6 protein-coding genes, 2 tRNA genes and 1 pseudogene are annotated in these 10,846 nt (G+C 58.0%); 4 read left to right on the forward strand and 5 right to left on the reverse strand.

From position 1 onward, the window contains the following. Positions 1 to 550, forward strand: a pseudogene (locus tag BHAP_RS09515) (IS256 family transposase); the annotation flags it as partial. A 178-nt stretch (positions 551 to 728) separates the two neighbouring features. Here BHAP_RS09515 and BHAP_RS09520 read toward each other — a convergent pair. From BHAP_RS09520 to BHAP_RS09535, 4 genes are all read right to left on the reverse strand, one after another. Continuing rightward, positions 729 to 801 (reverse strand) — tRNA-Phe (locus BHAP_RS09520). A 49-nt stretch (positions 802 to 850) separates the two neighbouring features. Further along, positions 851 to 924 (reverse strand) — tRNA-Asp (locus tag BHAP_RS09525). Between the two features lie 289 nt (positions 925 to 1,213). After that, positions 1,214 to 2,089, reverse strand: a complete 876-nt coding sequence (locus tag BHAP_RS11925; RefSeq protein WP_094730467.1) for a DUF4190 domain-containing protein — start codon at positions 2,087 to 2,089, stop codon at positions 1,214 to 1,216. A 276-nt stretch (positions 2,090 to 2,365) separates the two neighbouring features. Beyond that, positions 2,366 to 6,397, reverse strand: a complete 4,032-nt coding sequence (locus BHAP_RS09535; RefSeq protein WP_158216464.1) for a DEAD/DEAH box helicase — start codon at positions 6,395 to 6,397, stop codon at positions 2,366 to 2,368. Positions 6,398 to 6,795: 398 nt separating this feature from the next. Here BHAP_RS09535 and BHAP_RS09540 point away from each other — a divergent pair, with 398 nt between their 5' ends. Both BHAP_RS09540 and BHAP_RS09545 read left to right on the forward strand, forming a co-directional pair. Continuing rightward, positions 6,796 to 8,775, forward strand: coding sequence for a DUF5696 domain-containing protein (locus BHAP_RS09540; protein WP_094730468.1), 1,980 nt, complete (start codon positions 6,796 to 6,798; stop codon positions 8,773 to 8,775). Positions 8,776 to 9,124: 349 nt separating this feature from the next. Further along, entirely contained in the window at positions 9,125 to 9,349 is a 225-nt protein-coding gene (locus BHAP_RS09545; protein WP_094730469.1) for a hypothetical protein, read from the forward strand. Positions 9,350 to 9,471: 122 nt separating this feature from the next. Here BHAP_RS09545 and BHAP_RS09550 read toward each other — a convergent pair whose 3' ends face one another. After that, positions 9,472 to 9,819 carry a phenylpyruvate tautomerase MIF-related protein gene (locus BHAP_RS09550; protein WP_094730470.1) on the reverse strand — a complete coding sequence of 116 codons (348 nt, stop codon included), beginning with the start codon at positions 9,817 to 9,819 and terminating at the stop codon, positions 9,472 to 9,474. 762 nt (positions 9,820 to 10,581) lie between these two features. Here BHAP_RS09550 and BHAP_RS09555 point away from each other — a divergent pair. After that, a partial coding sequence (locus BHAP_RS09555) for a transposase-like zinc-binding domain-containing protein (RefSeq protein ID WP_420807734.1) occupies positions 10,582 to 10,846 on the forward strand: 265 nt, incomplete at its 3' end.

Genomic DNA, 10,846 nt, shown 5'->3' on the forward strand with positions numbered 1-10,846 from the left:
CCTCGCCCTGCCGCGCGTCAGGGACGGCGCGGCCGCGGCCAGTTGGCTGGCCTCCTACAACCAGTGGGAGCAGGACTTCGCGGGTTTCCTCGACGAGAAAAGCGAATACGCCGACGGCAGCGTGAACGACATGCACCAAAGACTCGTCAAGGCCAAGCGCATGATCCGCGGACGCATCCGCGAGGGGCACCTGTTCACGTTCCTCGACGAGGACCTGACGGAGAACGGAACGATACCATCCACGAACAACCTCATCGAATCATGGAACGGACGAATCCGGGACATGCTGCGCCATCACCGCGGACTGCGCCTGATCCGGCAACTGAAGGCGATCTGCTGGTGGTGCCACCAGCACGCCGAACACCCCGAGACGGACGCATGGCTGGCGACGAACGCGATCACGGACGAACGGCTGGAGAGCCTCTACCAGAAGGCATGGGAGAACAGCCCGCAGGGCCGATACGAGACGTTCGGCATCCCCATGCACCACGGCACCGGCATCGACTGGAACGACTTCCACACCCGGGTCGAATGGCCATCCAACGACTAGACCACCAGACACACATTTTGGCCTATAACCCATTTTTTGTGATATTCCGGCGATTACTGTCCCACTGACCATTGAATGTGCAGAGTAAATGCAGAGTTGAGGATAATTGCAGACTTACGCAGCGGATGCAGGAAACCCCGCAACCCTTGGAATGATTGGGGTTGCGGGGTTTTGGCTGTGGCTCCGAGCGGCATCGATCCGCTGACCTAACGATTTTCAGTCGTTCGCTCTACCAACTGAGCTACAGAGCCAAAGAACAGTCAGAAAAACCCGGCGAACCGGGTTTCAAAGCTATTCCAGCGACCCCGGCCGGACTTGAACCGGTGACCTCCGCCGTGACAGGGCGGCGCTCTAACCAACTGAGCTACGGGGCCGTGTTGTCTTGTTTGTTTCAAGCAACGAGTAGATATATTACAGATATCTCGAGTGAGCGCAAGTCTCGGCGTGTCGCGATCGCTAATCGACCGTCAAAACGAGCAGAAACCGTTGCAATGACTGGCTTTTCAGCCATCAGATACCAATCATCTGCAACCGCGTCCGCAAGTCCCCTCACAGCAGCATCGCAACAACATCGCAGCGCAATTCTGGCGAAAATAGCCCAGAAAAACGTGATCATCGGTGTGTCGCAACTCACACAATCACCCGAGACTATTCAGCGAAAATTCACTGCACCGTTGACAATGCCGTCGTCCGCCCGCTTCCTGAATTCAAATCAAGCCCAAGCCGCGACAGATCATCAAGGTCATCGGGATCAATGCCATACTTGCGCAAATCGCCGTAACTCAAGCATTCGCCGTTGATCGTAACCGCACAATCAGTCGGCGACGATCCGCCGTTGCCGAACTCAATATCCCCGTTGTGAACCATGTCAACCGACGCTTCAAACGCCCACATAAACAGCGCGACAATCAGCACTAGCAAAATCGTATTAACCGCGCCGATAATGATTCCCGCGATCGACATGCCTTTGCTTTTTTCGCCGCTCTTATTGATCTGAATGAGCGCGATCACCGACAGCACAAGGCCAGCTGGCGCAAACACAAACGACAGAATAAAGCCGACGATGCACAACGTATTCCACCGTTGATTGACCGGCGCCAGGTACGGATAGCCATAATACGCGCCCTGCGGCGGATACGGCTGGCCCGGTGCCGCGTAACCGGCCTGCGCATACGGCGCGCCCTGTCCCGGTGCAGCGGCGCCCATATACGGGTGGTCTTGTTCGTACGGATTCGGTTGCGGCGCAGCAGCTGCAGTACCTGCGGCCGGCTGCGATGCGTATCCATAATTTTCAGCCGGCTGGCTAGGCTGAGGGTCGGACTGCGTATACGACTGACTAGACTGACCATACTGAGGCGATGCGTAGGATTGTTCGGTCGCGCCGGGTGTCTGCTGACTATCAACTGGCTGATTGACGGACGACTGCGGCGCCGATTGCGGCGCGCTGGAATCATACGCTGATGTAGAAGATTGCGGCGTGGACGGCGTACCAGACTGCGGATCGAACGGCGTCTGTGGCATTGCGTTGTTATCACTCATAAATTCAGTCTAGCCCCCAAACAAGCGTAGCGATAGAGGAACTCGCCCCGTTCATCTCACGGCCATAATTCGAGCCGATCAGCCGACACATAATCCGCAATTATTGTGGGCATAGACTGCCCACTCAAATCGCGGTGTGGGTACGGACTGTTCATTAACAAGGAAGTTTTTCTTCTTCATGAACAGTCCACACCCACATTTTGGTAAATGAACAGCCCGCACCCACACCATTTCATCTCAGATAAACAGTCCGCACCCACACCGCAAGCGAAAAGATCACGCTAAAAGCGCGAGCAGATCATCCTTGGTGAGCGCGGCCATCGAGCGACCGGTTGACGAGGACGCCGCGTCCACAAATCGCGTTGCGAGATCGGTTTTCGAACGCTGCAAGTTGAGTATGCGCTCCTCGATCGTATCTTTAGCAACAATCTGATATACGTTCACATCCTGCGTCTGCCCGATGCGATGCGCACGGTCCGTGGCCTGATTCTGTGCGGCCGCATTCCACCACGGATCGGCATGAATAACCACGCACGCGCCAGTCAGATTGAGTCCGGTGTTGCCAGCCTTGAGCGAGATGAGGAACACGGGCGTCTCGTCGCGATTAAATTGGTCGACGAGTTCGAGGCGTCGTTGTTTTGGCGTGGCGCCGGTGATGACATCGTACGCAACACCGTTCGCGCGCAATCGTTCAGCGATCAAATCGAGATAGCTGGTGAATTGCGAGAAGATGAGCATCTTGCGGCCGGCGTCGCGGCACGAGTCGACCAGTTCGGCGATCGCGTCGAGTTTAGCTGAGCTAACAGAACGTTTCACAGACTGTTTCACGCCAGTATCACCGGTACCCGCCGCGTTCTCATACAGCAGTCGCGGATCACAGCACACCTGCCGCAGTTTCGTCAGTTGCGCGAGAATCTGAATCTTGCCCGTGTTGAAATCAGCCGGTTTCTGCTTGAGAATCACCGATCTCAACTGCTGTTCGAGCGCCGCGTACAACTTGCGTTGCTCGCCAGAGAGTTGCACCGTGATCACGTTCTCAATTTTGTCTGGCAAATCTTTGAGTACTTGCGACTTGAGACGACGCAAGATAAATGGTCCGACGAACGCTTGCAGCTTGGCTTGCGCAGATTCGTCGCCGCTGAGGATAGGCAGTTCAAACCGTTCGCGGAAGTGTGCGTAACTGCCGAGAATGCCGGGCATGAGAAAATCGATGATGCTCCACAATTCGCTGAGTCGATTTTCGATCGGCGTGCCGGTGAGCGCAAACCGATGTGCGGCTGTGATCGAGCGCACTGATTTGGAGGCTTTCGTAGCTGCGTTCTTGATATATTGTGCCTCGTCGAGCGCCATCGAGAAGAAGGATAGACCTGCGTAGTCGTCGATATCGCGGCGCAGCAGATCGTACGAAGTGATGATGAGATCGGGCACGACTGGCTGTGTGTTGGCGGATGCGTTGACCGCCACACTCCCAGCCGCAGTCCCCTGCGCCGCACGAATCTCATCGAGAATCGCCCGCCGCGCAGCTTTACTGCCAGCAACCGTTTCCACGCGCATATCCGGCGTAAACTTGGCCGCCTCCGCCGCCCAGTTGTACACCAACGACGCCGGGCACACGATCAAGCTCGGTTGCACCGCTTTCCGCGACTCACTCAACCGCGCGAGCAGAAACGACAGTAACTGCACGGTTTTACCCAAGCCCATCTCGTCGGCGAGAATACCGCCGAATCCCTTGTCGCACACCGCATTTAGCCAGCGGAATCCTTCCACCTGATACGACCGCAGCACATCGACGAGCGCGCTCGGCACACGGTAACGTGACGGGTCAATCACGCGCAGATCGTCCACATACGCGCGGAAACTCGCGTCTTTACCCGCATCGTCGACTTGGTGGTCGAGATAATACGCTTCAAACGCGGGCACTTCAATCCCGCCAGCTTCGAGTTCGGCTGGTTTCACGCCTAGATCGGCTGCGATCTCGTCGACTGCGGACGTGTCGACGTCGCGCATGTCCACGAACGCACCGTTGCGCAGACGATGGAACCGCCGACGCTTGCGATACGCGGCGAGCAAACCAGGCACGTCGTCTGGGTCGATCTCGTCAGCAATCGGTGAGATTTCCACCAACCCAGACTTGACCGACAAGCCAACTTTGACGGTGGGGCGCGGCATCGCGCTCAGCCCGTCGAACGCAGGCGTCGCGTACACGTCGCCGATGCCGTGGAAAACTGGCAGTCCTTCGGTCAAGAGTTTGTAGATCGCTTTGTCGTCATCGTCGGGGATAAACGCGACCGAGCCGGACGGTCGCGGGAAATAATGGAGTACCGCTTCAACCGCGAGTCGTTCGGCGTCTTTGTCGCGCAACAGATCGTCTGGCGTGCGACCGATACCGTCGAAAACGTGATATCGCTTGTCGCCGTAGCGCGCCTGCACATCACACGTAATACCGGTGCGATCACGATCGAGATAGATTGCGATACGGCAGGGGACGCGTACGAGACGCAGCAGTTCGGGCGGCAGTTCGATACCGAGGCCGGACGGCTGATTCGCGGTATCGTCGCGACTGCTGTTAGCTGATTCAGTCGTCTGACTGTCGTCGGCCGGTTCAGCAATCCGCTCGCCGCCAACCAGCAGCGGCAGCATCGTGCGCGCGAACGTATCCATGTCCGCTGCGCTCACGTACAGTGACGCATGCTCGTCGTCGCCGCACAACAACGTCAACAGGTCCCGATTGGCTGCAAATCGCGCGTCACAGCGGTAGATGGTCGCGGGGGCCATGCTCGCCGCAGACGCCGCACGCTGACCGTAGCGACGCAATATGTTGATAATATCTTCCGACGAATCATCATTGCGCGCGGCTCGCAACGTTTGCGCAGACACGACCGCAGCCAACTGCTGGTCGGCGGTATCTGCGGCTGAGCTGGAGTCACTGGGCTCTCCTTGAGACAGTCCGTCCGCAGCGAGTACTGCGCGAGACAGCGGCCGACAAATCATGTACGTCGCATGCTGCCCCGTGACAAATCGTTCCACGCACTGCATATGCCGAATGAGGTAGCCGCCGGGCGCGATCGCAGTGATCGAGTGGTCAGTAACGTCACCAGTATCGCCGACATCATCAGCTCGCACCATCGCCAATCCAAGCGACGGATCGCCGTCTACGATCTGCGCGCGCATCTCCGGCGCAAAATACCGCGCGGACGGCGTGTAGTCGACCGTCTCATCAGAGCCAACGTACGCGTCAAACAAGTCCGCGATCTCACCGTCCGACAGTCGCATTTGCGCGGCGTCCGACTTGCGGTAATAGTACGCATCGTATCCGTCGTTGATCGCGTTACGAATCGTACGCGCACGGTCGAGCACGTCAAGCACGGCTCGCGAGCGCACGTCGAACGCATCGCGCGTGTGAATAAACGCAAGTTTCTTGCCATATGAGACAAAGTCCTGATTGTGGACCGCGCTCAGTAGCGAGTTGATGTCTTTGACCACGTACGACAGGTTGCGCGAGGGTACTTGGATGCGCAGTTTGACTGTGCCGCCGGATTCGCCGCCTGCTGAGTCCGGAAACTGTACTGCGAGACGCAGCGAAACACTTCCGATTGGCATGCGACGCACGGCTCCAGTTTGACCGCCGCCAGACGTGCCACCTGCGTCCGCAATGTCGCCGATTTCCTTGAGTAAGTTGAGTTGACGACTTTTTGCCTCGGCACTGATTTTCTCGTCGCGCTGCCGCATGAACGCGCTGAGCGAACGCGATGTGCGGCGCACGTTTGGCCGTTGCTGCGCAGTCCTGCCCACTTCTGCTGGACTAGCAACGCGACTGAACTCGTCACGGCACTCGTCGTAAGCCATGATGAGTGCGATGACATGCTTACACAGGCTGCCATAACGGCCGTACGCTGGGCACGTGCAGTGCGATGCGAAAATATCGCCTTTGTCTTCGTCGACAGTGACGGTGACTTGATAATCGTTACTGTTATAGATATCGGATGCGGTAACCAGCGCGGTCAGGATGATCAGCGAGCCGTTAATCGCGTACGCGTACTGGTGCATCCGGTTCGACGCGATGACTTCATGGGCGCGAAAATAGCCGTTGCCGCCGCGTTTGCGAAGGATGGCATCGTCAACGAGTGGAGCGGCGTAGTTGCTGATGCTGTTTCCAACTGCGGATGGGCGGACGAGCGGTTCACCGTAATCGTCATAGTCATCGTCGGCATGAGCGCCGTAGGGGGTGCCATAATCGGCGTCGTCACTGTAAGACCGGTAGCGACTGTCGCTGCGGCGGGAACCGTATACCGATGAATGCCAATCCATGCCGTCTCCCTTCATAGACCGTCAACTGTTCCATCGTAGACGGCGAAGTGAGATGCAGCAATTAGCAGGTCGGCCAAAAGGTGCGTTGGGATTCAAACCCCCTCTTTGTGTGATATTGCGGCGGAGAATCTAGGAACTTCCGCCGAAATGTCACACAAATCCGGTCCCAAATGTGATATTGCGGCGGAGGATGGTCTGATTCCCGCCGGAATATCACATTTACAGACCAAAAAGTGTGATATTGCGGCGGAGATCAGGTTCAGCTCCCCCTTGACAACAAATCCCCCTGACAAAGGAAACCGCAATAAAACGCTAACTCGCTTTACAATTAAGCACGCAACACAATCTGCGGGCGGACGTATCCGGCTCGTGCAATCAAGGAGAAAGCGGAAGACAGCATGGAATGTACCTGCGCAGGCACCACAGTACTGTTCGATGAGGAAACGCTGCGGTTTACGTTCCGCCGCGACGGCACGTCATGGTCGTGGCGCGACGGTTTCGTACCGACGATCACCGGTCGATTTACCGGCGAAATCAGCAACACGACCGTCGATAGCGATGCAGCAGAGCCAGTCGAGCGCACGTTCGCATTCACCGACGCATCCGACATCACGCACAACGTGCGCGAAACCGGCACCGGCGTCGGCGTATACAGCACGTATCGAGGATTCGGCGGCGCACCGCTCGCGTTCGCCACGTACGCGTGGGTTGAGCGCGCATCCGGCGACGTGATTTTTGAGTGGATTCCGCTGGATGAAACCGGTTTCCGTATCACTCGTCTCAACTGGCCGGGCGAAATGGCGTTCGACGAACTCGACAGCAACAATGTCACGCTGATCACGCATCAGCAGGGCGTACTCATCCCGAACACGTGGCCGAACGCGGTCAGTTCAGCGCACGGCGACATCGTGTTCGGTGGTCAGTTTGAAACCGCCGGCGGATACATGCCGTGGTATGCGCAGATTCGCGGCGGTAGCGACGCGCAGTCGCACGGATACATCGCAATTTGCGAGACACCGTGGAACTCGGGGTATACGATCGAGCATCCTGCGAACGGCGTCGCGCAGTCGCCGACCGCCCAAGCCGTCGGCACGCGTATCGGCATGTGGTTTGAACCCAGCCTCGGTCGCATGGACTACCGCCGCGTCGTACGCTATCAATTCCTGTCCCACGCGGACCACACGTCCGCCGCGAAAGCATACCGCGCATACGTCAACGAGCGCGGCCGACTGCGCACTCTCGCAGAAAAAGCCGCACGCAACCCGTCCGTGCGCGATCTCATCGGCTGCTCGTGGGTGCACGTCGGCATCAAAACCGTCGTTCAGCCGGAATCATCGTTCTACGATCCCAACCATCCCGAGCAAAATAACGCGCTCACCACGTTCGCCGACCGCCAGCGTCAAATCGACATGCTGCACGAACTCGGCGCCGGCAAACTCTACCTGCACCTCGATGGCTGGGCTCAACCCGGCTACGACAACGGTCATCCGGACTACCTGCCCGCGTGCGAAGAGGCCGGCGGATGGGCTGGAATGAAAGCGCTCGTCGACGACTGTCACGCGCACGGCGACCTGTTCGGCACGCACGACCAGTATCGCGACTACTACTTCTCCGCGCCAACGTTCGACCGCAACAATGCGGTCCAGTTGACCGACGGCACGAATCCGGAACACTCGCGCTGGGCAGGCGGGCACCAAACGTACCTGTGCGCCGAGCTCGCGCCCGACTACGTGCGGCGTAATTTCGGCGAAATCGCGACGCATGGAGTGCAGTTAGATTGCGCGTACCTCGACGTGTTCACCTGCAACGAGGGCGACGAATGTGCGAATCCCGAGCATCGCATGAGCCGGCGCGACTGCTACGAGCGGCGCGGCGAATGCTTCGAATACCTGCTTTCGCACGGCATTCTGTCGAGCTCCGAGGAAGTGTCGGATTGGGCGGTGCCAAGCCTCGTGTTCTGCCATTACGCGCCGTACGACTTCCAGATGCGCTCGCCCGACGCGCCTCGGCAGGGCGTGCCGGTGCCGCTGTACAACCTCGTGTATCACGATTGCGTGATCGAGCCGTGGATGATGGATCGCGTGATCGGCGGCGATGATTACATGCTGTACGCGCTCATCAACGGTGGCGCGCCGTACCTGATTCGTGACGCCGCGTACGTTGGTATGGACGGCGATATGGATGCGGCCAAGCGTGCGAAAGCCGAGAACGATATCGCGCGGTGCGCTACGGTGGCAGCGCTGCATGAGCGAGTCGGCATGAGCGAGTTGGTGCGGCATGATTTTGTGGATGGAGATCCGCTTGTGCAGCGTTCGACGTTCGCAGATGGCACGGTGGTGACGTGTGATTTCCGCGCGCAAACCTACGACATTCGCTGACGGCGGTTGCTGGCAGCAATTTGCAAACTGAGAGGCAGATTTTTCATCTTGCAGAGGTCGATCTGCAAAGTGAGAGGCAGCCGCAGGCGGATAGACACCCAAAAACATACCCCCGAAGTCCATTTATATGGGGCTACAACGCGAAATAGGTCAGAGGACCTGCCTCTCAGATTGCGAATTGACCTCTGCGGGCTCTGATATCTGCCTCTCAGTTTGCAAATCGCTCCGTCCTGCAACCTCTATGCCCCATCAAAAACACTCCGGTAATCAGAATTGGCATTTGCCTTTCCCCGCGGCCCCTCAGCTGGAGCATTCGGGATACAACACGCTCCCCTTGAAGGACGTTGCCGTGAAGCAAACAGCAGAGCTGTTTGTAGGCAACGTGCTCGCCGACAGGCGAGCCAACAAAACGCGCGCAAAGCGCGTCCGAAATTGCGGGACCGTTGCCGTGAAGCAAACAGCAGAGCTGTTTGTAGACAACGTGCTCGCCGACAGGCGAGCCAACAAAACCACATGCGTAGCATGGTGTCCACAATTGCAGGACGAGATGTCAGCGGAGCTGACTAAGGGGTAGTCTGCAGACATAGATCAAAGTTGGTTTAACAGAGCAAAAAATAAGGCTCGTCGGCCATCAACCGTCGTAGTTGATGACTGACGAGCCTTATCGCAATGTGCAAGATGATTGCTGGCGCTAAATCAGAAATTGCCGCCGTTCCAACCCCAGTCGGTGGTAGCAGTGTAGCGAATATACGTGCGGTCTTCCGGGATGCCCAGCTCACTGTTGAGTGCGGACATAATCGCCTCGGTCAGCTTCTCCCACGCCGAACCCGGCACCGAACGACCGAACACGTTCACTTCAACATAAGCAGCCGGCTTGTCGTCGCTACCAGCGAAATAAATCGGCATATCGTCCTCGAACGGGCACATCAGCCAACCCTCGGACTTGCCAGGTACTGCGCTGATGGCCTTGCCGTACGCGGCTTTCAGTGCTTCGCGCTGTGCAGGCGTGGTCTTGACGGAAACATGAGTATGAATGACGGGCATGATTTCTCCTTAGGAAACGTTCGACCGATGTCACTTCAATAGTAGTGGCAACATCCGCGAATAGCCCGCGTTTTGACCTCCGTCTTTAGCCGAGGGCAACTAGGACCAAGACGCTCAAACAGCCCCATAACGCTATACCTGTTAATAGAAAGTGGATCTGTAGGCGTGTAGGCCGTGCAGCTGTACAGGCTAGGCGCCGCAGGCTGTGCGAGCCGTGCAGGCCGCCGTGCAGGCGTACGAAAGCTTCCCATAGCCCCAACCAAGGCATACCATCTCAGTGCAGTCCTATGCGACCATGCCGAGTGGCGGTTTTCTCTCGCTTAAGCCCTCCTCAGTGAGAGAAAACCGCCACGCACCATCGTGCGTGGCAGAAAACGCTCGCTCAGACCACTGTCAGCGAGCAAAAACCGCCACTCGGCATGAAGCCATCACGTTCTGGTATGACGCAACATGGCCCACACAACACGCGTGGCAGAAATCGCTCACTGAGTGCCGCTCAGTGAGCGATTTCTGCCACGCGATATGGACCCGCCACGCATCGCTATGGAGAACGGATGCACAGCACAATACCTAAAGCAGGGTTATAGGCCAAAATGTGTGTCTGTTTTGGCTCGCTTTCCTTTGTGGCAGTGGGCGTTTCCCCTGTTCGAGTTGTATGGGCGGGGAACTTGAAGTCGGCCAGAATGTGTGTCCGGAACAGGCTGTGAGGCCTTTCGGGACAACGGTTGAGCGGCTTTCGAGTTGGCGTGGCAGATTGGGTGGATGAACACACCCAGTTGCGCCGTGTGCGGCGAGCCGATGAAACGGAACGGAAGAACAAGCTCGGGGCGGGTCAGGTGGCGGTGCCGGGACGCCGGCTGCGGGAGCTCGCGCACCCAGTCGCGCGACAACAGGGCCCGTGACCTGCGGTGCGGACTGGACTGGCTGTTTTCCAAACGGTCGCAGGCCGAGCACGACCTGCCCTCCCGCACGCTGCGCCGCCGGTGCGAGCTGATGTGGGGCCTGTGGCCGCCGGTGCCCCTGGTGG

The organism is Bifidobacterium hapali (assembly GCF_002259755.1).
GTDB lineage: Bacteria > Actinomycetota > Actinomycetes > Actinomycetales > Bifidobacteriaceae > Bifidobacterium > Bifidobacterium hapali.

What these genes read in the sequence shown, in the direction of transcription:
- BHAP_RS11925 (WP_094730467.1), bottom strand. Translation starts at nt 2,089, where the DNA reads ATGAGTGATAACAACGCAATGCCACAGACGCCGTTCGATCCGCAGTCT.
- BHAP_RS09535 (WP_158216464.1), bottom strand. Translation starts at nt 6,397, where the DNA reads ATGGATTGGCATTCATCGGTATACGGTTCCCGCCGCAGCGACAGTCGC.
- BHAP_RS09540 (WP_094730468.1), top strand. Translation starts at nt 6,796, where the DNA reads ATGGAATGTACCTGCGCAGGCACCACAGTACTGTTCGATGAGGAAACG.
- BHAP_RS09550 (WP_094730470.1), bottom strand. Translation starts at nt 9,819, where the DNA reads ATGCCCGTCATTCATACTCATGTTTCCGTCAAGACCACGCCTGCACAG.